General features: G+C 43.6%; 28 protein-coding genes. 12 read left to right on the forward strand and 16 right to left on the reverse strand.

Annotated elements, in window-relative coordinates; all coding sequences use genetic code 11:
- Positions 1-9 precede the first annotated feature (9 nt).
- Together Q9R46_RS16665 and Q9R46_RS16670 are read left to right on the forward strand one after the other, a co-directional pair.
- On the forward strand, positions 10-1,524 hold the full coding sequence (locus Q9R46_RS16665) for an ABC transporter permease (protein WP_311280809.1): 1,515 nt from the start codon (positions 10-12) through the stop codon (positions 1,522-1,524).
- 262 nt (positions 1,525-1,786) lie between these two features.
- Positions 1,787-3,607 carry an ABC transporter substrate-binding protein gene (locus Q9R46_RS16670; protein WP_311280810.1) on the forward strand — a complete coding sequence of 607 codons (1,821 nt, stop codon included), beginning with the start codon at positions 1,787-1,789 and terminating at the stop codon, positions 3,605-3,607.
- Positions 3,608-3,675: 68 nt separating this feature from the next.
- Here the strand turns inward: Q9R46_RS16670 and Q9R46_RS16675 are convergent, their stop codons facing one another.
- The 4 genes from Q9R46_RS16675 to Q9R46_RS16690 all read right to left on the reverse strand — a co-directional run bounded on the left by Q9R46_RS16675 (position 3,676) and on the right by Q9R46_RS16690 (position 7,277).
- Complete coding sequence (locus Q9R46_RS16675; RefSeq protein WP_311280811.1) at positions 3,676-4,314, reverse strand: sugar O-acetyltransferase; 639 nt, start codon at positions 4,312-4,314, stop codon at positions 3,676-3,678.
- 23 nt (positions 4,315-4,337) lie between these two features.
- Positions 4,338-5,141, reverse strand: coding sequence for an HAD-IIB family hydrolase (locus tag Q9R46_RS16680; RefSeq protein ID WP_311280812.1), 804 nt, complete (start codon positions 5,139-5,141; stop codon positions 4,338-4,340).
- A gap of 259 nt (positions 5,142-5,400) precedes the next feature.
- Positions 5,401-6,408 (reverse strand): ROK family protein, encoded by a 1,008-nt coding sequence (locus Q9R46_RS16685; protein WP_311280813.1) that lies wholly within the window; start codon positions 6,406-6,408, stop codon positions 5,401-5,403.
- A 416-nt stretch (positions 6,409-6,824) separates the two neighbouring features.
- Positions 6,825-7,277 carry a hypothetical protein gene (locus Q9R46_RS16690; protein WP_311280814.1) on the reverse strand — a complete coding sequence of 151 codons (453 nt, stop codon included), beginning with the start codon at positions 7,275-7,277 and terminating at the stop codon, positions 6,825-6,827.
- 221 nt (positions 7,278-7,498) lie between these two features.
- Between Q9R46_RS16690 and Q9R46_RS16695 the strand changes: the two genes are divergently transcribed.
- The gene (locus Q9R46_RS16695; protein WP_311280815.1) at positions 7,499-7,699 is read left to right on the forward strand and encodes a hypothetical protein; all 201 of its coding nucleotides are present in this window, start codon (positions 7,499-7,501) and stop codon (positions 7,697-7,699) included.
- A 105-nt stretch (positions 7,700-7,804) separates the two neighbouring features.
- Here Q9R46_RS16695 and Q9R46_RS16700 read toward each other — a convergent pair whose 3' ends face one another.
- Positions 7,805-8,542: a cyclase family protein gene (locus tag Q9R46_RS16700; RefSeq protein ID WP_311280816.1), complete on the reverse strand. Its 738-nt coding sequence runs from the start codon at positions 8,540-8,542 to the stop codon at positions 7,805-7,807.
- A 490-nt stretch (positions 8,543-9,032) separates the two neighbouring features.
- Between Q9R46_RS16700 and Q9R46_RS16705 the strand changes: the two genes are divergently transcribed.
- From Q9R46_RS16705 to Q9R46_RS16715, 3 genes are all read left to right on the forward strand, one after another.
- On the forward strand, positions 9,033-9,443 hold the full coding sequence (locus Q9R46_RS16705) for a sigma-70 family RNA polymerase sigma factor (protein WP_311280817.1): 411 nt from the start codon (positions 9,033-9,035) through the stop codon (positions 9,441-9,443).
- Between the two features lie 145 nt (positions 9,444-9,588).
- Positions 9,589-9,777, forward strand: coding sequence for a helix-turn-helix domain-containing protein (locus Q9R46_RS16710; RefSeq protein WP_311280818.1), 189 nt, complete (start codon positions 9,589-9,591; stop codon positions 9,775-9,777).
- Positions 9,778-9,927: 150 nt separating this feature from the next.
- Complete coding sequence (locus tag Q9R46_RS16715) at positions 9,928-10,530, forward strand: lysozyme (RefSeq protein WP_311280819.1); 603 nt, start codon at positions 9,928-9,930, stop codon at positions 10,528-10,530.
- Between the two features lie 53 nt (positions 10,531-10,583).
- Here Q9R46_RS16715 and Q9R46_RS16720 read toward each other — a convergent pair whose 3' ends face one another.
- A complete protein-coding gene (locus Q9R46_RS16720) occupies positions 10,584-11,180 on the reverse strand; it encodes a hypothetical protein (RefSeq protein ID WP_311280820.1) in 597 nt (198 codons plus the stop codon).
- A gap of 526 nt (positions 11,181-11,706) precedes the next feature.
- Positions 11,707-12,633: an NADP-dependent oxidoreductase gene (locus tag Q9R46_RS16725; RefSeq protein ID WP_186331712.1), complete on the reverse strand. Its 927-nt coding sequence runs from the start codon at positions 12,631-12,633 to the stop codon at positions 11,707-11,709.
- A gap of 220 nt (positions 12,634-12,853) precedes the next feature.
- Here Q9R46_RS16725 and Q9R46_RS16730 point away from each other — a divergent pair, with 220 nt between their 5' ends.
- Positions 12,854-13,720 carry a PhzF family phenazine biosynthesis protein gene (locus Q9R46_RS16730; RefSeq protein WP_311280821.1) on the forward strand — a complete coding sequence of 289 codons (867 nt, stop codon included), beginning with the start codon at positions 12,854-12,856 and terminating at the stop codon, positions 13,718-13,720.
- Between the two features lie 63 nt (positions 13,721-13,783).
- Here the strand turns inward: Q9R46_RS16730 and Q9R46_RS16735 are convergent, their stop codons facing one another.
- The 5 genes from Q9R46_RS16735 to Q9R46_RS16755 form a co-directional block, all read right to left on the reverse strand.
- Positions 13,784-14,731 (reverse strand): alpha/beta hydrolase, encoded by a 948-nt coding sequence (locus Q9R46_RS16735; protein WP_311280822.1) that lies wholly within the window; start codon positions 14,729-14,731, stop codon positions 13,784-13,786.
- A gap of 91 nt (positions 14,732-14,822) precedes the next feature.
- Positions 14,823-15,539, reverse strand: a complete 717-nt coding sequence (exlX, locus tag Q9R46_RS16740) for an expansin ExlX (RefSeq protein WP_311280823.1) — start codon at positions 15,537-15,539, stop codon at positions 14,823-14,825.
- Positions 15,540-15,752: 213 nt separating this feature from the next.
- Entirely contained in the window at positions 15,753-16,958 is a 1,206-nt protein-coding gene (locus Q9R46_RS16745) for a cation:proton antiporter (protein WP_311280824.1), read from the reverse strand.
- Positions 16,959-16,961: 3 nt separating this feature from the next.
- Positions 16,962-17,468, reverse strand: coding sequence for a cation:proton antiporter regulatory subunit (locus Q9R46_RS16750; protein ID WP_186331711.1), 507 nt, complete (start codon positions 17,466-17,468; stop codon positions 16,962-16,964).
- Positions 17,458-17,973: a GreA/GreB family elongation factor gene (locus Q9R46_RS16755; protein WP_311280825.1), complete on the reverse strand. Its 516-nt coding sequence runs from the start codon at positions 17,971-17,973 to the stop codon at positions 17,458-17,460. The genes Q9R46_RS16750 and Q9R46_RS16755 overlap by 11 nt, the downstream gene beginning before the upstream one ends.
- A gap of 390 nt (positions 17,974-18,363) precedes the next feature.
- On the opposite strand from Q9R46_RS16755, the gene gdhA reads away from it, so the two are divergent.
- A complete protein-coding gene (gdhA, locus tag Q9R46_RS16760) occupies positions 18,364-19,752 on the forward strand; it encodes an NADP-specific glutamate dehydrogenase (RefSeq protein ID WP_397351745.1) in 1,389 nt (462 codons plus the stop codon).
- Positions 19,753-19,869: 117 nt separating this feature from the next.
- On the opposite strand, the gene Q9R46_RS16765 is transcribed toward gdhA, so the two are convergent.
- The gene (locus Q9R46_RS16765) at positions 19,870-20,331 is read right to left on the reverse strand and encodes a GNAT family N-acetyltransferase (RefSeq protein ID WP_311280826.1); all 462 of its coding nucleotides are present in this window, start codon (positions 20,329-20,331) and stop codon (positions 19,870-19,872) included.
- 303 nt (positions 20,332-20,634) lie between these two features.
- Between Q9R46_RS16765 and Q9R46_RS16770 the strand changes: the two genes are divergently transcribed.
- From Q9R46_RS16770 to Q9R46_RS16780, 4 genes are all read left to right on the forward strand, one after another.
- Positions 20,635-21,999: an XRE family transcriptional regulator gene (locus tag Q9R46_RS16770; protein ID WP_311280827.1), complete on the forward strand. Its 1,365-nt coding sequence runs from the start codon at positions 20,635-20,637 to the stop codon at positions 21,997-21,999.
- 5 nt (positions 22,000-22,004) lie between these two features.
- Positions 22,005-22,157 (forward strand): hypothetical protein, encoded by a 153-nt coding sequence (locus Q9R46_RS16775; RefSeq protein WP_311280828.1) that lies wholly within the window; start codon positions 22,005-22,007, stop codon positions 22,155-22,157.
- Positions 22,158-22,267: 110 nt separating this feature from the next.
- On the forward strand, positions 22,268-22,456 hold the full coding sequence (locus tag Q9R46_RS28595) for a Spo0E family sporulation regulatory protein-aspartic acid phosphatase (protein WP_397386356.1): 189 nt from the start codon (positions 22,268-22,270) through the stop codon (positions 22,454-22,456).
- Positions 22,457-22,769: 313 nt separating this feature from the next.
- A complete protein-coding gene (locus tag Q9R46_RS16780; RefSeq protein ID WP_311280829.1) occupies positions 22,770-23,624 on the forward strand; it encodes a pentapeptide repeat-containing protein in 855 nt (284 codons plus the stop codon).
- An 83-nt stretch (positions 23,625-23,707) separates the two neighbouring features.
- On the opposite strand, the gene Q9R46_RS16785 is transcribed toward Q9R46_RS16780, so the two are convergent.
- The 3 genes from Q9R46_RS16785 to Q9R46_RS16795 all read right to left on the reverse strand — a co-directional run bounded on the left by Q9R46_RS16785 (position 23,708) and on the right by Q9R46_RS16795 (position 26,685).
- Positions 23,708-24,685 (reverse strand): diaminopimelate dehydrogenase, encoded by a 978-nt coding sequence (locus tag Q9R46_RS16785; protein WP_397386357.1) that lies wholly within the window; start codon positions 24,683-24,685, stop codon positions 23,708-23,710.
- A 183-nt stretch (positions 24,686-24,868) separates the two neighbouring features.
- Positions 24,869-25,444 carry a hypothetical protein gene (locus tag Q9R46_RS16790; protein ID WP_311280830.1) on the reverse strand — a complete coding sequence of 192 codons (576 nt, stop codon included), beginning with the start codon at positions 25,442-25,444 and terminating at the stop codon, positions 24,869-24,871.
- A gap of 485 nt (positions 25,445-25,929) precedes the next feature.
- Entirely contained in the window at positions 25,930-26,685 is a 756-nt protein-coding gene (locus Q9R46_RS16795; protein ID WP_311280831.1) for an exodeoxyribonuclease III, read from the reverse strand.
- Positions 26,686-26,702: the final 17 nt, after the last annotated feature.

Genomic DNA, 26,702 nt, shown 5'->3' on the forward strand with positions numbered 1-26,702 from the left:
AGGTGTATTATGACAAAATCAAGCTCCCTTACGCAGGAAATGCGTTTCCGGCTCAAGTCTTCGCATGAATACAGTCAAGCCAGCTTCGCATGGATCACTTCGGTTCTGCTGACCCTGTTATTGCTACTGAACAGTTATGACTGGAGCGGGCAGGCGTTCAAGCCTTTTATAGCTGGAGTTACCGGCATTTATCTGTTCTTTACGCTCATTCAGAGTCTGCTCCTGATTCAAATCAGACAGGACTTAATACATAACGGAGTTATACGTGTTCTTACACGTAGACTCGCATGGGTCCAGTTGCTGGCTGCTTTGGCAGGTAATATTTTCATTGTAACGGCTGCCTTCCACCTGATTCGAAAACGAAAAAGTATTGAATATACATTTGCTGTATACGCACTGTTAACCCAGTTATTCGTGATCGGTGTATCGGCTCTGAATGTGTTCAAGCCTTATGTTGCGGATACCTTTCTGCCTTCGATGGCGGCGCTGTTATGTATTCTCGTCATGAATTTGATCGTATTGATCATTGTATCAAGGTATGATGCAACCTCTCCTCTACCTCGCTGGATGATGGCTGTAGGTGCAGTGATGATCGTTAGCGTGATTACGGGCAACGTTTTCGCGTTGCTGCTGGGGATCTCGATCTTTCGCCGGCTCCGTAGACAAGGGATGCATGGAACGAATTTCTGGAATGATTTGTGGGAACGTCTTGCTCCCAATATGACAGCCATGTCCGGGCTCTTTTTCATCATCTTCCTGTTCTCGATCTCCATCTGCAGTTTCTTTACCTTCGACTACAGCATGGCGGTGGAAAATAACTATTCGGTCCTGCTTCAGTCACCTTCTCTGGCCTACCCGCTAGGAACGGATGATTTCGGTCGGTGTCTATTTTCCCGAATCGTGTTTGGTGCACGGATTTCCTTGATCGTCGGTTTGATGTCAACCCTGATTCCGGTTGTGATTGGCGGTGTGCTGGGTGCCTTTTCGGGTTTCTACGGAAGACATACGGATAATCTGATCATGCGGTTGCTGGATATCCTGTACGCCATTCCGGGCATCTTGCTCGCCATCGCGATTATCGCGGCTTTCGGTGCTAACACGGTAAATCTGATCTTGGCTCTGAGTCTCGGTTCGATTCCCACTTATGCCCGAACGATGCGGGCCAGTGTACTCTATGTATCGACCTTTGAGTTTGTTGAAGCGGCGCGTGCCTTGGGATATACCAATCGTACGATTATTTTCAAACACATTATTCCCAACTCGCTCGCACCGATGATTATCAAATCCACACTGACGATTGGTGGAGCTGTCATTGCAACCAGCAGTTTGAGTTATCTCGGGCTGGGTGTAGAACCACATATTCCGGAATGGGGCAACATTCTGAAGCTGGGTAGCACCTATCTGGAGACTCATTCGTATCTAGCGATTTATCCGGGACTGGCGATTATTCTGCTTGTTCTTTCGTTTAACTTTCTCGGTGACGGACTGCGAGATGCCCTTGATCCCAAGCTTGAGAAGGCGTGACGATGGATTTTAATTTACATGATTTTTAAAAGTTGAACTATTCTTTTACACAGAAACGGAGAGGACAGAAAAAACCTGGAAAAGCGAAGCGCTCGCCTTTATCACCGGATTTTCCCCTTTCGAAAAGGGAATCAAAAAAATCTGGGGATAACAGCGATTGAAAGGTTATTCTGTCATCGGAGTGCTCCGTGTAAACCCTTAGTTCAATTTCCATAGAAAAAATCATACATCACATCTATTAAAACACAATGGAGGTATTCCCATGAAAAAACGTACACTTCTCGCCTTGCTGCTGATTCTCGTGCTGGTGATCTCCGGCTGCAGTGTGAAAACCAAAACCGAATCGCAGGAGCAGAACCAACCTTCCGATACAACGGAGACCGCACCAAAAGCGGTGGACATCGAATTGCTCGCCATGAGCTCTTCCGAAAATGATGTCAACATCATCCGTGACCAGCTGACCAAGAATGGCTTTAATGTAAAACTGAATCTGCAGCCGGACTACGGCAGCTTTAAGTCCCAGCAGGACGCAGGCAACTATGATATCGCATTGTCCAGCTGGACAACGGTAACGGGCAATCCGGACTATGCCGTTCGCTCTCTTTTCAAAACAGGCGGGGATTACAGCATTCTGGCAGATCAAGAGATCGATAAACTAATCGATCAGGCCGCTACGCAGACACCTGATGAGTACAAAGAAACCTATAAAAAGTTGGAAGACCGTTTAGTTACCGACCAAGCATACATCGCTCCACTTTACATCTCCCTGAAAAGTCAGGCTGTGAACAAAGACATTCTGAATGTCGATACCGTTCGTCTGTCCAAATCCCGTGCCATGGCATGGGAACCGATCGAGTTCAAGGACAGCTCCAAAAACAGTAAAGATCCGTTGATTTTGACACAAACTGCATCCGTGCTGACTTCCCTTGATCCAATTAAAGGAAACGACGGCTCCATCAACCAAATCAATACCAATATGTATGTTCGTCTCGTAAACCTGACGGATGACGATCAACTGACAGCGGATGGCTCGCTTTCACGTAATTTCACGATTGCAGATGGTAATTCCGAGTACTATTTTGTCCTTCGTGACGATATCAACTTTGCTAAAATCGAGAACAAAAAGGCTGTCGATACCGGAGAGCGTGTAGGCGCAGATGACGTCATCTTCTCCCTCGACCGTGCCAAAAATAAAGATTCCGTTCCGGATCACCGCACGTACAGTCTGCATGAACATATCAAACAAGCCGAACTCGTTACCGACCTGAGCGCATTGGAGTCAGTGAAACAATCCGGGGGTAGCGGAACCGTGCTGGAAGCTCTGAATCAAGGACTCGACAGCGATATCAAGGAACTGGTTAGCGACAAAAAACAAGCGAATAACGGTGCAGGCAAATACCAAGTGGTTAAAGTGACCACGACTGAACCGTTCCCGCAAGTGCTGAATTATTTGGCGCACCAATCGGCTGGTATCGTATCCAAGAAACAAGTCGAAAGCATCAATACGTATGATGTCGCGTCCTTCGATGTGAACAAAGATATTCCTTATGGCGATCAGAACACGGTGACCGAGGGTGCCAACTATAACAACACACTTTATACAAGCGGACCTTATATCCTTTCTTATAAAAATGACTACGAAGGCGTGTTCCTGAAAAACCCTGGATACCGCAAAGGTTCCGACTTCGCAGGCAAGATTGATCAGGTAAATGTACGCTTCATTGCCGATGCTGACAGTGCTCTCTCTGCGCTTCGCAGCAGTGAAATCCACCTGTATTACGGTGTGCCTGAGACGAAATACGACATTATCCAGAATGACAGCAAATTGCAGTTGCAAAGCATTCCAAGCAATGCCGTATCGTATCTGCTGTTCAACACAGCCAATCGCGAAGTGGCCAAGAGCAGTGATCTGAGAAAAGCAGTGCTGTATTCCATCAATCAGGATGAGATTCTGCAATTCTACAAAAACAACAAACTGAAGGCTTACTCTACCGTCAGCCCGCTTGTGCAAACCGGGAATGAACTCAAGGCTGATCCAGCCAAAGTGAAAGAATTCCTGAGCAAGTATAACGCGTCAAAATAAACCTCTGAACGAAAAGGCTGTCACCAGGATCATGCAGATCCATCGGTGACAGCCTTTTTTCTGTTATTTCATTCCGGCACTTGGCAATCTGCCAAAATGTCTGGATAATGCCGCATACTATCCGCTTCTGTAATTTTGCGAATCACTCTACACGGTACCCCCGCTGCAAGCGAATGCGGTGGAATGTCACGCGTAACCACGCTTCCCGCTCCAATGACACATCCGTCTCCAATCGTGACGCCTCCGCATACGGTCACATTCGCGGACAACCAAACATCATTACCGATGGTAACCGATTTGGCATAACAGAGTGATTTCAGCTCACCATGTTGATTCAGCATCTGTCTCCGTTCACTCGCAATCAAAGGGTGAACAGGCGTAACGATAGTAACATTGGGACCAAAGCTGGTGTAGTCTCCAATCGTCACTCGTGCATCATCCTGTATGGTCAGATTGTAATTTGCAAAAAAGTGATGGCCGATCCGGGTATGCACCCCATAGTGAAAGAAAATCGGACCCTGCATAAATCCGCCTTCCCCCAATTCCCCCAGTAACTGTTGTAATATCTGCCCTCTTTCCTCCGTCTGTTCTTCAAAGGTTTGGCTATAACGCTGACTGAGATGATGAGCCTTCCTTTTGATTTCCTTCAGTTCCGGATCAGCCGGACTGAATAACATGCCCTTCATGATTCTCTCTTCTTCACGCATCGCGATTCCCCCTCATTTATAGACTATTCCTGCAAATCCATGATCGCCTGAATCGTTCGCAATACACCATTTTCATCATTGGATTTCGTAATGAACCGTGCGGCACGTTTGGTATTCTCGCATGCATTGCTCACAGCAAAGCTGTACTTGGCAACAGCCATAAGTTCTACATCATTTTCTCCATCACCGAAGGATATCGTTTCGCGCGAAGTTACGCCCAGCATCTCCTGCAATGTTTTGACCGTTTCACCTTTGTGCGTATGCAGCGCCGTAATATCCAGCCACCTGGGTTCAGAATCAACAATATAGATTTGCCCTTCCATCGTCTTTTCCACATGTTTTCGCAATGCTGTACAACGTCCCTGGGTATCGAACACCGTAATTTTAATAAAAGAAGTGCTGATGCCTGCAAACGAGTACGTTTTGATGACCTGTTCATACGAGCTTTTCACAACGTCATACATCTCATCCGAAATGGAAGCATGCACATAAGCGGCATCGCTTGCACAAACGATAATGGTCATTTGGGGATCAAATGACTTAATTTCCTGAATGGCTTGCAATGCTAGTGCAGGCTCCATGCTAAACTCCCGAACCACCTGCCCGTCCTTCTTGATTCTGGCTGCACTGTCCCCAAGAATCCAAACACCTCTGCCATGTTCGCCGAATAATTTCTCTACCCTTTCGCACTGTTTTCCGGTACACGCTACAAAAGTAATGCCTTTACGTTTCATTCCCTCATGAACCTCGTTGAATAACTCCATATCAAATGATCCTTGACTGTTTAGAAAAGTTCCGTCCAGATCGGTTACAACCAGTTTAATCATGATGTGTTCCTCCAGTTGATTGATAAGTGATGTTGGCAAACGTCTTAATGCGTCTTAAAGAACCTCTGAAGCTCGTGAAAATTCCCAAAATCAACTTTATAAGATATGTTTATAAACAATATTTATAAAGTGTGCGGAGAGTTCTCATTGCCGTAATAGAATCCTATCCCGTGTAACTGGTTCCATGTCAACAAGAAATTTTCCAAAGAAATTTGTGGACTCATGTCAGCAAAAAAATCCACAGAACTTGTTCTGCGGATCATAAGACTTCAGATAGTATGGAGGATTTCAAAGCTTGAAGAACCACACCTCTCAACCCTGCATCAAAGTCATCCTGAAACGAGTTCTGGTATACAATCTCAGGCAGTGTCGGCGACATATGCTCCTTTACATATTGTTTCCACGCCGCATCGAGCACCTCTGTCTCCACTCGCTCCTGATAGATCACAATCTGATGAGGGGCAATAACAGCATTAACCGTTTGTATAACCCGGCACACATGACCCGTATAGTCCTCGTTGCTCATTTCCTGTTTCCAGTCAGGTGAGTATGGAAGATACTTGATCTCACCGAACATCCCGTTTTTGCCACGGATGATTTGTCCATTCAGCACCATGCCCATACCAGGTGGGTAACGATTTGGAAAATAAATGCCCGCTACATCCTGCCCCTTTGTATGCATATGTTGTGTGTAGTAGCCGCTAACCGCTGCATTGACATCATTCTCGACTATTACAGGTAACTGGAATTCACGTTCAATTTCCCGAATCAGATGGGAATGAATAAGCTCATCATGGCTACTTACCGTGATATCCCCGTCGACAGCCTGACCCGGGATACCTATTCCGATCATATGGATGGAAGGATGTGCCGCAATGAAACGTGTTATAAGTTGCAATACATGCTGTTTATCGAATACAGGTAGCATGTTCTCTTCCTTCAGCACAATCTCATTCTCGAGATTGATTACCGTAGCCGAAACTAACCCCTGACCTTTCATTTCTTTCATGGACAACACCAGCGCAAATCTATAATTGTAATTATATCGGTATGCTTGGGCAGGGCGACCACCGTTCGAGGGAACGATTTGATCTGGAATCAGCTCTCCGCCATCACATAACTCCTGAATTAGAGCGTTAATGGTAACTACACTAAGATTCGTTAATGAGGCAAGCTGAGGTTTCGTCGCGGTTTCCTGTTGTTGCATGACTTCACGCACATTATTCATATTGATGTGTTTCATCATTGTAGCGTTTGCCTTTTTCATAACCCTCTCGTTTCTACTCCGGTTCAACAGACCAAAGCAATCGTATTGATGTTATTACATTCCATATCATAACATTATACATCGCTTTGCACATAATGCTCATTCAAACAGGTCATCTATGGATCGCACAGGCTGCACGTCCATCGACTGTTTGCACAAAACCATGTTTGCGTAAACACCTGCCCAGATGATAATAGCCATGATTACATAAGCCATCTCTCTCAACTCCTTATTTTTGTTTTACTTGTATATGAGTAATTTTAGACACTTAATAAATAAACTTTATAAAGTGTATTCTATAAGTATGCAGACTTGATAAATTATTGTCAACACGGAACCGCAAGCTTATCGTTGCCTTAGGTAATTTATGGACATTTCCTAACTGGTCCAACATAGACGGAAGTATACAGCAACATTTATTTTGCGTATCCCCTTTGTGTTTCTGGCAGCAATGTTACGATCTGGATACCCAGCCCCCAAGCAAAATAGAACAGATGAATGGGGGTTACGCTTTGGATAAAGTACACTTGTGCAAAGATCCATACGAGCAGAGCATATCCTGTATATAAGGAAAAAGTCCAAGCCCAGTGACGATCGGAGTAAAGGTTCAGCTTTTCCGCTAACGACCAATGAGACCGTTTCAACAAAGCTATGCAAACCACTATAGGAACAACTCCAAGAACCAGCAACAATATCATTCCAGGAATGAAAAAATGGGAAAAAGGCGAGTTTTCCAGCAATGAAACAGGCATATTCAGCAGGCTTCCCGATGGATCAATCATCAGCATCAATCCTCCGACAATTGCTCCAACCCCCAGCAAGCCATGCATTGTTGCAAGCAGGTATGATTTGTTTGCTGGCTTTGTCATCCTAAATCACTCCCTCGTATCTTATTTGTACATTCATTCACACATTCTATCGCTTAAAACATATAAATAGCACTCGCTATACTCATTTTCTCACAAACAAAGAGATAAACCTGTGCTCCTTTTCACTAGCAGATCCATACCAATCCTTATGGAAAAACTTGATAAAAGAACGTATGTTCGGTATAATGTTTTTATACACTGAATGAGCGAGGCATAATACGATGGACGACAAATTTATTAAGGAATTACGTAAGATCAGCCGCGACGACAGACGCCGCTCCGAGTTCATGATTCAGGGCATGAAGGAAACATTACAGGAACGTAAAGAAGAAGGTTTATTGAAGCGATGGATGCGGCGGCGAAAGACGAAGAAAAACATCTCTGAGCGATTTAGTTCTGATACCCCTTCAAGTCATAAATAGATTAAGTGCAAAATAAAAGAGGAGGCTATATAAGCCTCCTTGATTCACTACATATATTTTAGAATGTTAAAGTAGTTCTTAATTGAAGTATGGTCAGATGCACCTCTAAGGCAGGATCGCAAATGAACGAACAGGGAACCCGGAAGCCTTCTCCGCTTTGGGTACGATGTTGAAGATGACGGCTCCTTTAGCAGGAACCTGATCCAGATTCGTTAACAATTCGACCTGATATGTATCCTGTGCAAGCACATAATACTCCGCCAGAAGGGCACCGTTCTTCTGATAATCGACCGCGGCATCTGTATCAAACGTTTCGTGACCAATCGCTTGAATATTACGTTCTTCGAACAAGAACTTCAATGCGGCAACAGACCATCCGGGTGCGTGGCTATTCCCATCGGCATCCTTGTTGTCAAAGTCTTCATGGTTCGGCCAGCGTTTGCTCCAATCGGTTCGCAGAGCTACGAAGCTGCCTGCTTCGATCTTGCCATGCTCCCTCTCGAAATCGAGGATATGCTCCACTTCCAAAGTAAAATCGGGATTGTTCTTCACTGCAACAGACTGATCGATTACGACGAGCGGTAACACAAGTTCTTTAAGTCCCAATTCGTCCAAGTAACGCGTACCACGCACAAAATGAATCGGTGCATCCAGATGGGTGCCGTACTGGCCGGGGAACTTGAAGCTTTGAGCGAAGAAACCTTGATCGTGGTTAAACAGGGTGTCAAACTCCGCAGCAGCAAAAGCAGAAAAATGCGGCGAAGCCGGGCCGAAGGTATGGGTCAGATCTACCCACTTCTTTTCTTTCAACAACTGAATGGCTTGAATAAGTTCGTTCGTCATCCGTTTCACCTCATATGCAGAATAGGATAAATTTCCCCTATTATATATCAACGTTGCACATTGGTGAAGAAGCTGAGTTAATTTGTTAGTAGGTACATGCCTTGCCTATCCTAGGAAGCGAATTCTTTACAGGAATAGCCGGTTCATTTCTGCTATAAAAGTGACCTTCCATACTCTTCCCTCCAATACAAAAAGGCCGCTCACATGAGTGACCTTCTTATTTACGTTATTATAACGATTTAAAATAACTTGCTATAACTTCGTATTTACTTCACATTTTAAAGATGTGTTTACCCACTATTATCGCAAACAACATCCACTTCACTGTTAGAAGGAGTTCTTGCATTTTTTGAGCATACGGAGCCAAGAACTTGTTAACACATATCAAACCCCTTTTTTATTTCGTAAATTTTATTTATTTTGGAAATTTGTTTCTCATTTCTCTTTATAGAGTAGGAATGATCTCTTTAAAAAAGAATGGGGGATTATATTGAAAACGGATAATGACTTGAATCGTCGTTTTATCACGTATATGGCCAATCTTATATACTACAACTCTATTAATTTTGACAAAAAGAGACGAATGAACGACAGCCGATTCCAGCTAACTTTAGATACCGATGAGAAGATAGATTCTGCCTTACTTGCAGTTTTTGACTCAGAATCTGTGCCACCAAATTTAAAAGATCACATTGCGGATCACTCGCTTTATCAAGCTTATGAATCCCTCTCAGCACAACAACAACAGATTTTATCTTTTGCTTACGTACTAGGACTAAATGACAAGGAAATAGCCAGAATATTGGGAGTATCCCAGCAAAATGTCTCGAAACACTGCTTAAAAACTCTAAATAAATTGAGCAACTTAATAACGGAAGGGATGAGTTATGATGGAGGGTGACATTGCTGCTATTATTGCTAATTTAGGTTTCCCGATTACAATTACTTTTGTTTCTACTTATTCGATTTGAAAAAAATATCTGATCTAAGCGATGCTATTAATGGCTTAAAGAATGAAATACAAAAAAATGTAAAGAGGTGATTTTATGTTGGCCGAACTTTTAGTACAAGCACAGCAACACCGTGATCAGGAGGCGACATTACATATTCTAGAATCTTTCACACCAAAGATTAAAGCCTCCTTACGACAAGTACCTAGGGATCATCGAGAGGATCTAAAACAGGAACTCTATGTCAAAATGATTGAGGTCATACAAATTTTTAATATTAGATAAAATTTGGAGAGTGGTTGTAAAAAAAGAAACTCATTTCTCTTTATATAGATGTGAAGGCCAATACGGCATTGCAGAAAACTTGGGAATGGTGTTCTGGCTATGATTCCTCCCTATTGTTCTTCTACCAAACTAATTCAAGGAGTGATTATTATGGCTAATCAATCTTTAGGTAGTGGCGGAGCTGACCTTATCAAATCACATGAGGGTTTTTCCTTGAAATTCTATGGAGATCCATATGGGTATCCAACAGTTGGATGGGGACATTTGATAACAAAGACTAAAACATATACTAAAAATACAACGGGTAATCCAAATGATTCTCTTCTAACCCAAGCACAAGCAAATGCTCTATCAACTTCTTTGGGGCTGAATTACACTTCTCCAATTTCTCAGTCTCAGGCAAATACATTTTTCACCAATGATACAGCAAGTGCTGTAGCAGCAGTAAATAATTTGACACTTCCTAAAGGCATGTATTTTTCACAATCCCAATTTGATGCACTCGTTTCGCTTGTTTTTAATGGAGGCGCTGGGGTGTTAAACACCAATGATGTAAAAAAACTCCTTGAATATAACCAAGTATATCCATCATTTTATGGCCCGCTTTCAAAAGATGAGATTGATCAATGTTCAAAATTGGTCAGCAAAGCATTTTCATATGATCGAAATTTACAAAGACGAAGAAATGAGGAAGCAACTTTATTTTGTAAAGGTCAGTGGTATACTCACAAATATCCTGTATATACACTATAGTTTAACCGTTTTACGATATAAACAAGAATGTCAGCCTTTAAAGCTGACATTCTTTATTTCTCCGAAATTTTTTTAAGCTCAAAAATAGTTGCCTCTGATAACAAGATAAGCCTCTCATTATTAACAACAAAAAAACTTAAACTTACAGGTATACTCATTTTTGTAGAGGGGTTACTTACATCTATAGCTTTTACTACATCATTTTCATTTAAGTCTGGAATATCTATTTTATATGATCTATAAAAGGAATCTTTATTATTGCATGTCGCTGTAATCTCATATACTGGGTTTCTTAGTTCAGTTTGATACTGACTGTAGTTTTTAATTCCTTTTGATGAAAATAAGTCTTTTTTGACAAGGATTTCATCCCCAATAAATTTTTGACCTGTTGGATATTCAGAGGCATCATTAAATGAATTTGCAAATCCTAAAAGCTTCTCAACTTTCCAAGTTCCATAGAAATAAATTTCAGTTTCACTATCCAAACTTGTACGCTCTACAGAACAGTAATCACTATTTTGCTGCGTTATTACTTGTTTACTGGGAGACTCGCCCGAACCTTGCGTATCGGTTGCAGGCTTAACTGGTCCACCACATCCTGAAAGCAAGATGAAACTCAACACCATCAATACACCCAGTACTTTTTTCAATCCTAAAATCTCCTTTCGTCTACCTAGCAGAAATTATATCAGAGCAAATGAACCTAAAAATGACATAATATTAACATTATTTACGTTTAAAGTTAATTTTATGTTTTATGACCGCAATCATTAAAATGCTCAAACAGTACGGATCGTTCATGATGCAGTAGCAATGAAACTTCGCCATTCACACTGTTTCTCAAATTTAGTTTCTTTATCTCGGCATAAGTAAACCTATTTCCCCTTCATCATTTCGTCCTCTTCCATAATCAATTGTTACAAAATCCAATGTCCTGTTGAATTTCAAACTATTAGCTGGTTCCTCTTCACTGAAAAATATGTGCTCCCCATGTTGCATTGATTCTTTGTACAAATAATATGGTTTGAAAAATACATATAACCAAACAAAAAAGACAAAAAGCCGCTCTCCTGTTTGGAGAACGGCGATTGAACTATAGGCTGAAGAACGTTAATTACTCTGATATTTAAACCAACGTCCATCTTCGGCTCACTCGAACATCTCACCCATTCCAGACTAATCCGCAGTAATGACCAGCTTGCCCCGCGTATGATGAGATTCACTTTTTTCATGTGCATCACGTAACCCCTGCTCAGTAAGCGGATACGTTTCATCAATGATCGATTTCAGTTTTCCGGTAGCCGCAAGTTCGGCCAACTGTTCCAGTTGATCTCCCTTCGGTTCCATCATGAACACGTTCCCCGTCACGCCAGCGTCCTTCGCGAGTTGCTCGTCCGGCTGTTCCACAAGGGATACCAGACGTCCTCCAGCCTTTAACACCTTGAAGCTGTCTCGCTGGATGTCACCGCCCATCGTATCCAGTACGACATCGTAGCCTGAGAGTATCTGCGAGAAATTCTGTTCTTTATAGTTAATGAAATGATCCACACCCAACGAGCGAAGCAGTTCTTCGTTTGCCCCACTCGCCGTGGAAGCCACTTCAGCGCCCAACGATTTGGCAATTTGAATGGCATATGTGCCCACTCCACCCGCACCGGCATGAATGAGCACCTTTTGTCCTTTGCCCAAACGGCCATGATCAACAAGTGCCTGCCAAGCTGTCATCGCGGCAAGTGGAATCGCCGCTGCTTCCTCAAAGCTGAGTTGCTCAGGAATGCGGGCCACGATATCCGCATCGACAGCCACATATTCCGCATAGGTTCCGAATTGACGTGGACGGGCGAATACACGATCCCCTTCTCTGAAACGAGTTACGTTCGAACCCGTTTCAACCACGGTACCTGCCACGTCACCGCCCAGAATCATCGGCAGCTGATCCGCTGCTTCTTTCAAGTGACCTTGTCTTATTTTGAAGTCAACCGGATTAACAGACGTTGCATGTGTACGGATCAATACCTGATTCACACCACATGCCGGCTTATCTACTTCCTTTTCCTTTAATTGTTCAGGTCCGCCAAATGCTTCAATGACAATTGCTTTCATTAAAAATCCCAGCCTTTCCATTAGATTATCATTATGCGCTCTCCCTTCATTACCCCTTCCCATTGGTCACTTGACCTATTCATTCAAAATTCATAACTATCCGGGATTCATAATCCAGTTCAACAATCGTGATATAATGTCGATTATCGATTATGCTAAACCTTAATCCATTATTTAATCCAAAAATTGAAAAAAGCGAGGTAACCATATGGAGGTTGAAGTGAATACATTACATGCATTTTCGGACAAGGCTCTTGGTGGAAACCCCGCAGGGGTTGTTTTACAAGCAGCGCATTTGTCTGAATCCCAGATGCAGGAGGTTGCCAGACAAGTGGGATTTTCAGAGACTGCGTTTGTTATGTCATCGGATCAGGCTGATTTCAAAGTGCGTTTCTTCACTCCAAGTGACGAAGTTGATCTCTGCGGGCATGCCACGGTTGCTTTATTTTATCTAATGAAGACACAGCATCTGGTTGATGTTGGTACATATACACTGGAGACACTAGCCGGAATTCTTAGAGTCGTTATTGAAATCAATGGAGAAGTCTATCTGTCTCAGACGTTGCCGGAGTTTGGGGAGCTTGTCGATCGACAGCAGATTGCCAATTCGTTACGTATTTCTACCGAAGAATTGCATTCTGAACTGCCTGTACAGATTGTGTCTACCGGACTACCCGATATCATGATAGCCGTTAAAAATATTGATGTTCTAACCAAAATCGATCCTGACTTCCAGCGTATCACGGAAATAAGCAGGGCTCATCATGCCATCGGTTATCACGTGTTTACACTCGAATCAAATGTTGTGGACGTTCTGGCAGAATGCCGTAATTTTGCACCGCTGTATGATATACCGGAAGAGAGCGCAACGGGCACATCCAATGGCGCCATGCTCTGTTATTTATATATTTACAACCAGCTTACAGCTCCTCTTCATCACACGTACACAATTAGACAGGGGTACACTATGAACTGCCCCTCCGAGATCCGAGCCAGATTAACTTTGAACAGCTTCAATAAAATTACTCGGATTCAGGTTGGCGGTAGCGCAATTCATATCAAAAACATTATTATTCACCTCCCTTAAAGGGAGGTGTTATCCGTATAAGGATAGTGAACTATGTATTTCATGCAATATCATATCCTTCATTTATTGAATTTTTTGTAAAAATCGCAACACCGCTGCCTCCAATTGACTCAAGCCCGGCTGCTCTATCGGAAAATGGCCTGCTCCCTCCAAAATGACACACTCCTTCTTCACAGCCAGACGATCAAAAAAGGGTTGACTGAACTGTAAAGGAGTCATCGGATCTATTTCAGGATGAACCAGCAAAACCGGGCATTGACTGAATTGATCCGGGCTCACTTCTGGCGTTTTATTAAGGAAAGTTCTTAACAATTCCAGCGGCACAGACGTAGCCGCCGCCTGTGGATCATTCATAATGAGACGGGTCAGGTTCTTGTTGTTCGTAATCAGATCCATTCGAGAAACCCGTTTAACCGAGATTCGTACAGCATCTAATACGCCAGGGAAAAGATCCATCATGCGTTTACCCACACGACTGACGAACCGATTCGGAGCAATCTGATCGCGCATATCTCGATCACTCGTATCTACAAATGTTGTTGCGATTAATCCCTTCACATGTTTGTTCCTCACACTGGCATGATAGGCCAACATTCCTCCAATGCTACTACCTAATACAACGAAAGGTTTGCCGTCTTTCTCATACTCTCTCTCCATCAGGGCATCTAACAGCGTGATCCATAACTCATAGTTCATTCGCGTGCCATGCAGTGCGTAGCTTAGACCGTACGGCGGCAGATCAGGTGATATCACTTCGTATCCATGTTGCTGCAACATTCGTGCATAGGGAGCGAGTAACCTGCCATTCCCCCCGGCGCCATGAATAAACAGTATTTTGATAGGTGATTCTGGCACGGGTAAACGGTCAATATGAAGATGGATTCCATGGCTTTCCCACCACTCCTCCTCAGGGAAGGTGTTTTCATCCAACCTGACTTCCTCGGGAAAAAATGACTGATACTGCTTCCAATATAAATGGGTTGTTCCATAGGATGGCAAGGTTTCTCGCATATGTACGCTCCTTTTTCTATATAAAAAAGCCGTACGATGTACGACTTTTAGACTCATCTATGATCATACTTATTTTGATGCCACATTTCATTTAATCCGGGAACTGCACGTTACCCGGTACGATGTATGCACCGCCTGATCCATCATTCGGCAGAGCCGGAATGGTGTCATACACCACTTTACCACGAATATCGGTGATCCGAATACTTAATTCTTCCTTGCCCAATCCCGTGCCAAGGAAATGGTTATAATCTTGCTTTTCCAGATTAAGCCATGAGCCGTTCTTCTGCTTCACTTCAAACTTCAGTACCGGATATTTATGATGACGGACTTGAATCGCTGCCCACCACTGACTGCTGCCTTCCTTGATCCGATAAGATACATTCCCTTCAATCGGCGCTTTAACTACCTTCCAGCTTATATTAATCTTCCCTGTTTGAGGGTCTCCAATCTGGTTGAACGCATTCGGTGAGAGATCGAGTGCTCCACTGGCTCCTTCCGGATATAAATCCGTTACATAAACCACGGTTTTTCCTTTGGGCCCTTGTACTTCAAGATAGGCCCCTGCTAAAGCAGCTTTGACACCATTATAATTCAGTTGATAGGGATTGAGTGCGGTAATCTTCATATCTGCTGGAATCGGATCTAGCAATACAGCACCGCCTGAATAACCCGAGCCCGTGTACGTAGCATACCCTTGATATGTATCATTCCAAGCAGCAGATGCAGGTAAAGCAAACAAGACAAGGCCGAGCAGTATGCCTGTGGCAGACCACCTGAAACGCTGAAATCTACTTTTCTTGCTCATTGTGTTATTCCTCCCTATCATTTTGGCTTTGATTCTTAAATATAGATCTTCATTGTCATAGACAAGGAATAACATTATTTTACATAAATTTTAAAATATTTAAATCCCCTTTCAAAAAATCACATCTAAAGTCCTGCTTTATCAAGCATAAAAAAGCGCCGCACTTGAGAGAACATTCATTCTCCCGCAACGTGCGACGCACTTTTCTTACCCTTATCCCGTTTCCTTTCGTTTCTCCCGATTCCGGAATCGTTCAAACCTCGCATACAGGCGAGGGGATTCTTTGGTCAGAATTGGTCCAAGTACCGCTAGAATCAACACGTATAATACAGCGAAGGACTGAATGGAAGCCATCAGACCTCCGGCCTTGCCGATGTTAGCCATGATGATCGAGAACTCGCCCCGAGATACCAGTGTAAAGCCGACATTTAACGAAGCCTTATTGGATACTCCAGCCATTTTGCCTGCAATCATACCTGCACCGAAATTACTAAGAATGGTCAGAACAACGGCAATGAGTGTCATCCCTACAGCTCCACCGAGGGAGGATGGCTCAATGGTCAGGCCAAAGCTGAAGAAAAACAGGGCACCAAAAAAGTCTTTGAACGGCATAATCTGCTGCTCAATTCGGCTGACATGTCTGGATTCACCAAGCACAAGACCAATCATTAACGCGCCAATCGCCTCAGCTACATGTAAAGTTTCTGAAAATCCTGCTACGAGGAAGAGCAATGTCATAATCGTAAGCAGGAATAACTCCGAGGACTTAATGTTCAACGCTTTGTCGATATATTTAATACTCTTCCTGCCTATAATCAGGAACAGTACAATAAACAGCAACGCCGATAGAGATACCAGCAACACACTTCCCAATGAAGTTGCTCCGCTGAGCACAAGCCCGGTCAGAATGGAAATATGAATGGCAATAAACAAGTCATCAAACATAATCATGCCCATAATAATTTCTGTCTCCGGATTCGCGGTACGTTTCAAATCCACGAGTACTTTGGCTACAATAGCCGTGGATGAACTGGTCATGATCCCGCATACGACCATCGTTTCCTGAAGTGGCAGATTCATGAACCAGCCCAGTAGCAAGCCTGAAACAAAATTGAGAGCCACATAGAATATGCCACCGGTGAGGATGGCTTTCCCCGATTTTAATAACCGTGAGACCGAGAATTCCAATCCCAGATAAAACAATAAAAATAAAATACCCAGCCTGCCCATAAATTCAATAAAAGACGAGCTTTCGATAAATCGTAAATCCACAATGCCAAACTGTGGTGCATGCGGTCCAACGGCCATACCGACCAGAATGTAAAATGGAATAACCGAAAATCGTAGTCGTGCAGATATTAATCCCGTAAGTGTAATCAGCGCAATGGCAACCCCCACTTCAAATATGAGCATATCCATACGCTACATCCGCCCATCGGTCAACCATTGTTTGAGCTGCTTAAGCTGGTCACGTTCACCGGCAACAACAATTGTCGCCCCACTCGTGAACACATACTCTGGCCCAGGGTTGAATTGTTTCTGTTTCTCTTTGTCAACCGTCGCCAGGATCGCCACACCGGTAACCTGACGGATGTTCATCTCTCCAATCGTCTTACCGATGCAAGCCGCATGGGGTTCGATGCGCAACCACTCAATCAGCAACCCTTCCAGCATAACTTCCCGTTCGTTCTGGAACTGAGGTTTATACGTCATTCCACCGACTATAGCTGCTACGGCTCTTGCCTCATCATCGTCGAGGGTCACGAGAGAGACCATATCTCCGAGATCTTCCGCTTGATCTCCAGATTCCATATGGAACAAATCACGCCGCTCATCATTATGAACCACGATGACAAGATGCTCCCCGCTGCGAGTATGCAACCAGTATTTACGTCCAATGCCTGGGAGATCCGTTTCTTTAAAGTGCATGATTCGTACCTCCCTGAGTCAAGCCTTGTAGCGGATTTTGTTTCGCCTCATCAGTCTGCACCAGCTCTGAGCTTTGTTCAAAAGCCCATTGAATGTCCGCTATACGAATCCTCATGGAACCCGAGGGCGTAGAGATGGCTCGCAGTTCTCCTTTTTCCCCAAGCAGCAGTTGACGTCCCACAGGAGAAAGGAATGAAATCAGCCCTTCGTCCGGGTCTGCTTCCTCTGGCATAACAATCGTTAACTTATCCGACGTATGAAAATCAGCATATTCAAGTTCAATCTGACTACCAATCAGCACAACGGAACTTAACAGCTCATCCGGTCCAGCAAGTAATTGCTCTACTCGGTCTGTATAGGCTGTCAATTGTTTGTCGAGCTGTACACGCTCAGGATTGCGCACGTCAAAATAAGCGTCAAGAAAAGTTCTTTTCTCTTCGCCCAAAATCAACAGCTGACTCACCAGCATTTCTCTGCAATTGTCAAGTGGAGTCCTACGGTTCATAGTAGATCTCACCTCCTATGCACGCCTTGTTCTCCACGTTGATTCGCTTGTTGTTACCCATCATCATCTTGTTGTCCTCCTTCTTATAATAAAAGGGCCCGAATTACGAGCCCCTCTTACCATCTTACCAAAATGAAATTATTAATCCAATCTATTCCGCTAACGTGGGTTTTAATTCTATACTTTGGGTATATTATCCAACATTTCACGATATTCTTTACATATGATGATAGATCTATAGAACATTTTAATAACCTCATAAAAAACATTTTATGGATTTTTGTCTCGTATTTTTATTTCCTTTCCTGTATATTTAACTACAAACTTTTATGCAAATTGTACAAATAGGTATCTACAGACTTTAACACGATAAAGGAGTGCATTGAAAAAGTGTCCACGATTACTAAAGAAAGTTCAACGTCATCCCAAGTTACTACTGCCGCAGCATATGTTCATTCCGTCTATGAATCCGTTATCGCGAGAAACCCGAACGAGAATGAATTCCATCAGGCTGTCAAAGAAATCCTGGATTCACTGATCCCTGTTATCGAAGCACATCCCAAATACAGAAACCACAGTCTGCTAGAGCAACTTGTTGAGCCGGAACGGGTCATTACTTTCCGTGTGCCTTGGGTCGATGATCAAGGCAAGGTTCAAGTCAATCGCGGTTTCCGTGTACAATTCAACAGTGCGATTGGCCCATACAAAGGTGGACTGCGTTTCCACCCATCCGTCTACTCGGGCATTATCAAGTTTCTGGGCTTTGAACAAATTTTCAAGAATGCACTGACTGGCCTGCCAATCGGTGGCGGTAAAGGCGGTTCTGACTTTGATCCAAAAGGAAAATCGGATCAGGAAGTGATGCGTTTCACGCAAAGTTTCATGACAGAACTGTACAAATACATCGGTCCGGACGCAGATGTACCTGCGGGCGATATTGGTGTAGGCGCGCGGGAGATCGGTTACATGTTTGGTCAGTACAAACGGATTCGCGGCGGGCATGAAGCAGGTGTACTAACAGGCAAAGGCTTGTTATACGGCGGAAGTCTTGCACGCAAAGAAGCAACGGGTTATGGCTGCGTATACTTCGTTAATGAAATGCTTGCTTCCAAAGGGCTTAGCTTCAAGGACAGCACCGTTGTTGTTTCCGGTTCCGGCAATGTATCCATCTATGCCATCGAGAAAGCGCAGGAGCTTGGTGCTCGCGTTGTGGCATGTAGCGACTCCGGCGGTTACATACATGATCCACAAGGCATTAACCTGGATACGGTAAAACGCCTGAAAGAAGTTGAGCGTCTACGGATCAGCGAATACGTCAAAGAACACCCACATGCGACGTATACCGAAGGTTTTGAGGGTATCTGGTCTATCCCGTGTGATATCGCTCTTCCATGTGCAACACAGAATGAGATCGACGAGCAAGCTGCGACCCTTCTGGTTCAAGGTGGCGTTAAGGCAATTGGTGAAGGCGCAAATATGCCGTCCACGCTGGCTGCTATTGATGTATTCCTTGGTGCTAACGTGCTGTTTGGCCCTGCAAAAGCTGCGAACGCCGGCGGTGTAGCCGTGTCCGCTCTTGAAATGTCACAGAACAGCATGCGGTTGTCCTGGACATTTGAAGAAGTTGATGCCAAACTGCATGACATTATGAAAAACATTTATAAGAGCTGTGTAGAAGCGGCTGAAGAATACGGCTGCGAAGGCAACTTGCTTGCTGGAGCAAACATTGCCGGTTTCCTCAAAGTAGCGGATTCCATGATCGCTCAAGGCGTCGTATAATTCCTTTTTTGCCGCATTTTTCAATGATTCATACCAAAAGAAGCCTTATCTTCTCATGCCATGACCGTCTAGCGGCCTTGGAGAGAAGAGGCTTCTTTTTTTTATCGTGCAATATACTCAACTATTGAAGGTCCCGATCCCTTGATAATCTCTAGACATGAACACATCTACTTCATCTTCATCATCCACCGTAAAGCCAAACCGTTCGTATAAACGCCTAGCCGGACTTCCTTGCAACACGTTTAACGTCACACGTCTGCCCTTGACTGATTCCTGTTCAAACAACATGTTAAGCACCTTTGTGCCCAGTTTCCTGCCCTGATAATCCGGATCAATGTAGAAGTGCTCCAGCAAAAACTCTCCATTTCCCGGTTTTAATGACACACATCCAATTAATCTACCTTCCAGTTCCAACACTTGTGTATGTTCCGGCTGGAACGTATTTCGGAAACGCTCCCTCACCCGAATCTCATCATAGCGCCCCAGACGCGTCAAATCATCATACAGCACCAAGGCTCGTAAATTGGCTAGTTGCTCCCGATCTTCCTGGGTAGCCTGACGTATCTTGAATTCCTCCATCTTCTGCTACCTCCATTCGTGGTCTCCCCATATTTTCTCATACTCATTATACTCTTTTCAAAGGTGAGATCGAATTCCAATTCAAAAAGGATAATCAGGGGCGCGGTTATCTAAACGGCTCCCTTTTATTTGATCTTCAGCTAGTTGGGATCTTCTTAGAGAATAAAACAGATTCTTCAATATTGGAGGAAACAAAGAATTTTGCAGGAAATCATTGACCAATGGTAGAATAATCCATATTATTACCTATAAAGAGTAAAAAGTATAAAAAATGGATTTTTATCGATGGAGGTGGGATCATCCTTGAAAATCAAAAATCAACAAACTATCCGTTCTCAGTTGTTAAATTACATAGATAATAATCAGTTACTTATATATCATTTTGCTGAGAATTCTGGTATAAATTCTGGAACTCTTAGTCGTTTCATCAACGGTTCGCAGCCAGTTCCGATTAATGCACTAGATAAAATGACATTAACGATGGGTTTAACCGAAGGCACTTTCTATGATTTGTATGCTGATGAGCTGCTACTCGATCCATCAACAGATTGGAGAAGACTACGGCCGTTCCTGATTAGGTGCTCGCGGTTAAACAAGTTATCTTGCATTGAAAAAGTTGTTGATTTTATGCTAGAGAAGTCTTACTATATCTCCTCTTTATTTGATTTTGCCGAATCTCTTTATGAAGAAGGTAATATCTCTGCTTCACTCATCATTTATAGGAGAGTATCTGAAGGAGAACGGTACCAACATGCTGAACGATTGGCCATATGCCAGTATAGGATTTTCAAGGCTTCTTTAGGTGATGACCAGCAATACAACTACGAGCTTGCTCTTATATTTGAACCGTTTGTTACAAGGTTGAGTGAAATAGAACAACTTGATGCCCTGAAAGATCTAGCCAACTTGTATGTATCCTTACAGAAGTGGGAGAAGGCAAAGCATCTAAGCTCTGAAATGGGCAGGATAGCTAGAATACTATATGACCTAAAACATAAAAGGAAAGGGAATGAACTTAATCGAACAGAACCCAGAAAAGCTTTGTTTGGATATATTCTATATGCCCATGTAATATTAGGGACAGTTGCTGAAGAGGATCAGAACTATGAGGAAGCATTCTTTCATTTAGATAAATTTGAGGACCACAGTTGGATCGTTGAAACTGATGAAGAGGCTGAACAAACGAAAAAACAATTTCTAATTTGGGCAAGTGCTAACCGACTTCTTTATCGAGTGATGACAGGGGAAACTGGCCTTATCGATAGTTATGTCAATTCCTTAGCAAATAATGATAACGAACTACTTATAGGACTATTCAAGGTTGTTAAGGCAGCACTAAAATATTCTTATAACATAGACCACATCATAGATCGTTATCAAGACATGATTCATAATCAGATCAATTCTCAAAAAAAGGTGGGATCATACACTTCCCAAGTTATTAACGATGGATTCGTTATCTTCCTGGCTGATTTAGCCGAATATTATAAAAATTCCAATAGACCTAGTTTTGGTATACTCTATGTGTTAGATAGTTTGGCAATCTCTGCTAAGATAAATAATGATCGTTACTTGGTCAGATGCTTTTGTTTGTTTGAAGGCATGAGACAATTAGCCACAGATGATGATCTAGATAGATTCAAAGCAATTTTAAGGGAGGTAGAGTGAGGGATATGAAGAAGTTGACTGTCATTTCTTTTGTTGTAGCTCTAGCCATTTTAGTATTTGCACCACTTAATCAGGTATCGGCCGATAACAATGATCCTACACCACCAACAGATGCAAACCCTGTTAAAGCGAATGGACATGGGGCTGGCGGCTGGTAAAAAAGGATAACAATCCTCAGAACCTCCTGACTGGAGGTTTTTTATTATGATTTTTTGTATATCTACAAGATCAGGAAATTTAAATAGAAATCGGTAGAATTAGTATAGAGGTGATTGATTTGTCAAGTAACTCTATCAAAGAGCAGTTGGAGCATGAACGATCCGTTTTATATGAATTAGTGAGTTCCTACGGGATAGGTCATCCACTGGTGATCAAACAATCTGAAGTTTTAGATGAATTAATAAATAAACACAGTAAGGCACAAATACCTACATCTACAAAAAATGAAGATGAATAAGTAGCATGGAACCTATTTAATATTGATTACATATGCAGGTCATATCATTTGTACCACCAGAGCCCCTATTCTGTGGTGGTACGTTTAGACAATTCACTCCGAAGGAATGGATGGGATCAAGCACTACGAAATTTTTTAGTGTAATTACTCAAATTGCATACAACTTTCTAATCGAAAAATCTATTAAATTTCTTACCTTGCATAAATCTTAATATTCATTTGAAGTGCCTTCCTTCCAATGGTAAAGTGAACAGGACATGATTTTATCGATACATTTGAGATCAGCAGGTTTTTATATGATAAGGAAGTGTGTATGTTGTCTAACCATTCTATAATCCACATTGAACATCCTCATCTGCAAGCAGACTGCGAGCAATGTTACGGATTATGTTGTGTGGCCTTGCCTTATGGCAAATCCTCTGACTTTGCTTTTGACAAGTCCAGCGGTACACCTTGCCCCAATCTGCGGGAGGACTACCGATGTGGTATCCACACCCAGCTTCGACAGAAGGGCTTCAAAGGTTGCACCGTGTATGACTGTTTTGGTGCAGGTCAGAAGCTGTCACAAGTGACGTATGCGGACAGAAGCTGGCGTACCCATCCCGAAACGGCCCGTGAAATGTATGATTGCCTGCCTGTACTGCGTCAAATTCATGAGCTGATCAGTTATATGAGAGAGGTTATGATGCGGCACGATACGTCTTCGCTACATGCCTCACTGGAGAAAGCCTATCCTGACGTAGCGCGTCTTAGTGATCTGGAACCAGCTGCAATGCTGCAACTGGATATCACAAGCCATCGGGCAAACGTGAATACCCTGCTCATTCAGGCTAGTGAGATCGTACGTAGCAGTGCTCCAGCAACAACGAAAGCAAAAGGAAAGCCCAAAGGCAATAAACGCAATAGCATGGATTTTCTGGGGGCTAATCTGCAAGGAGCAGACCTGCGAGGTGCAAGCTTCCGGGGCGCACTTATGATTGCAGCGAACCTGCGCAACGCCGATGTACGAAACGCCGATTGGATTGGTGCAGATTTGCGGGATACAGACCTTGGGGGAGCCGATCTACGCGGCGGAATTTTCCTGACACAGTCTCAGCTGAACGCTGCTATGGGAAGTGCGGATACCTTGTTGCCTGACCATTTGAGTAAACCCTCCCATTGGCGCTAAAAAAAGGGCACAATGAAAAACAGCTAGTCCTTCCACCGAAGGACTAGCTGTTTTTCTAAGACTATTTACCGAACTAACTAAGATTACAGCAGATCACGACGGAGATCCGCAGCGGATTTTGGAGAAAGGTGACCCAGCGGGATATCAAATACCGTCTTCGCGCCTTTGTGTCCTTCCTTGCTCAAACGCTGTGCCGCACGTGCATATGCCACAAGTACACTTGCGGTGAACTCGGGATTGCTGTCGAGCTTCAGACCAAATTCGATAATTTGTTTTTGTCCGTTACCTGTAATTCCACTGCGAATAACGAAGCCACCATGTGGCATACCTGCATGCTCGGATTTCAGTTCTTCTTCACTAATGAAGGTAACTGTCGTATCGTAGTCCGAGAAATAGTTCGGCATATTCACAATCGTTTCACGAATCTCATCCTGGTTCGCACCTTCTTCTGCCACCACATAACACTGACGCAGATGCTTCTCACGTGTGGACAATTCTGGTGTTTCACCTGAACGAATGCTGTTAATCACTTCTTCTACAGGAACCGTATATTGCACACCCGCTTTCACGCCAGCCACACGACGAATGGCATCGGAGTGACCCTGACTAACCCCTTTGCCCCAAAATGTATACTCTTTCCCTTCCGGGAGAATAGATTGTGCCAGCAGACGATTCATCGAGAACAAGCCTGGGTCCCAGCCTGTTGAGACCACGCTTACATGTCCGCCTTGCTCAGCCGCCGCATTCACAGCTTCAAAGAACTCAGGAATCTTTGCGTGGGTGTCAAAGCTATCTACCGTGTTAAACAGCTTGGCGATCACAGGTGTCTGTTCCGGCAAATCCGTCGCAGAACCCCCGCACAAGATCATAACATCGATTTTGCCTATGTACTGCTCAGCCGCAGAGATATGCTCAAAGCGAACTTCTGTACCTTCAGCCACCATTTGCTCCGGATTACGACGTGTAAATACAGCAACCAGCTCTAGATCATCATTCTGGGTTATTGCTTTTTCGACACCTTTACCCAAGTTACCGTAACCTACGATACCAACTTTAATCATGTTAATCCTCTCCCTGTCTGAATCTTTTGTCTATAAGTCTATCTAAGAATATAACATAACATGTAACTTGTCAGGTTTCCAGATGTAAATCAAAAATACCTTGCAGAGGGACAGCTTTAACGCTGTACCACCACAAGGTATGGCTAAATAAACAATTTCATGAATAAAGATTCTATTTTGATTTTACGACTCAGACCAGGTTAACGTGAGTTCAACGACACCTTCCTGACTTGCCAGTGCTCCTCCGATCATAGACCATTCCTGCTTCGTATCCGGGTCAGTCCCTTGAATAACAATATTTTTTTCATCAATCAGCTGTCCGGAGTCTGTCAGTTTCTTCTCTGCAAAATAATCCTTGTACAGCTTCGATACCGTCTTCATATCCTGTTCCGTAGTAAAAATCATCATTGCCGACTTCTTCCCTTCATTTTCTCCGGATGTCGCTGTCGTAATTTTTGCATCGTCCGGTAACGGGAAATCTTTAGGCAAGTATTCCGGCATGCCTTCCACCGCACTACTTTCACTTTTACTTGCGGATGATTCCGAAGTTTCCGGCGTGGATGCGGCTTCTGTATCTGTACCTGTCGCTGCTTCGCTTGTGTTTTCCGTGACAGCTGGCTCAGCGGTTCCAGATGTTGCCCCACTATTTACCTTTTCAGATTCACCTTTGGGTTCGTCAGCAGTACTGCTGCACGCACTTAATGCCACCATCATAGCCAGCGCTGCGCAGGCCAGTAAAACTTTTTTCTTCTTCGCCATCAAAATCACTCCTTCTGGTTGTTTTATGTTGTGATTCTTCGAAAACATATTCGTACATCAGAAGTACGCTTCTGTATGCAACTTACACATCCCTCCTTCGTTTAGTCGAACTCCCGTGTCTGCTGAATAACAGGCACAGCGGCTACGGTATGTCAATCCAGATGACTGACAACGATAACACCGTCAGGGATAACAGACAGCTTATTGCAAGTATGGATAGGAATCGGGTGATGACTTTGAACTTTTTCATACATCCTTCCTCCTTCTGTATCCATAAATCATCAACTTATAATATATGTATGCTTCAATCGTACCCAAGAAATGGCGGGATTGAAACAATCCGGAGTCCAGTCCTTTCCCCAACCAAAGTCCAGTTCCTTTCCCCTACCTCTTAGACGCAACATGATGTAAAAAAAACCGCCTGCATCCCCTTTTTCGGGATACAAACGGTTGTCAGGTTCTGCTTGCTTGCTAAGTGTGTGTTCTCACAGCTTCAGCTTAATGCCTACCGGGCAATGATCACTGCCCATAACATGACAGTCAATATAAGCTTCGGCTATACTTGGTGCAAGCTGATTGGATACAATAAAATAATCAATGCGCCATCCCACGTTCCGCTCTCTGACCTTTGGCATATACGACCACCAGCTGTACACATCGGTTTGATCTGGATGCAAATGACGGAAACTGTCCACATATCCTGATGCAAGCAGGTCGGTCATCTTGGCGCGCTCCTCATCTGTAAATCCGGAGTTACCCATATTCGGTTTCGGATTCTTCAAGTCAATCTCTTGGTGAGCCACGTTCAGATCCCCACAGATGATTACGGGTTTCGTCTGCTCCAGTTGCAGGACATAGGACCGGAAGCGGTCTTCCCACTCCAGACGGTAAGGCAGCCGGGTCAGATCACGTTTGGCATTAGGTGTATATACATTAATCAGATAAAAGGCATCATACTCCAGCGTAATCATTCGGCCTTCCGGCTCACTGTCCTCTTCCATACCATAGAACACAGACAATGGCTTGATGCGGCTGAATACAGCCGTACCGGAGTATCCTTTTTTGATCGCATAGTTCCAGTACTGATAGACGTCTTCGCCCAAATCCATCTCGATCTGTCCAGCCTGTAATTTGGTTTCCTGAAGACAGAAAATATCGGCCTCGCTTTGTTGATAATAATCCATGAATCCTTTATTCACACAGGCTCGAAGTCCATTCACATTCCAGGACACCAGCTTCATATTCTCATCTCCTCACA

Origin of the sequence: Paenibacillus sp. RRE4 (assembly GCF_031844205.1) — a bacterium.
GTDB lineage: Bacteria > Bacillota > Bacilli > Paenibacillales > Paenibacillaceae > Paenibacillus > Paenibacillus xylanexedens_B.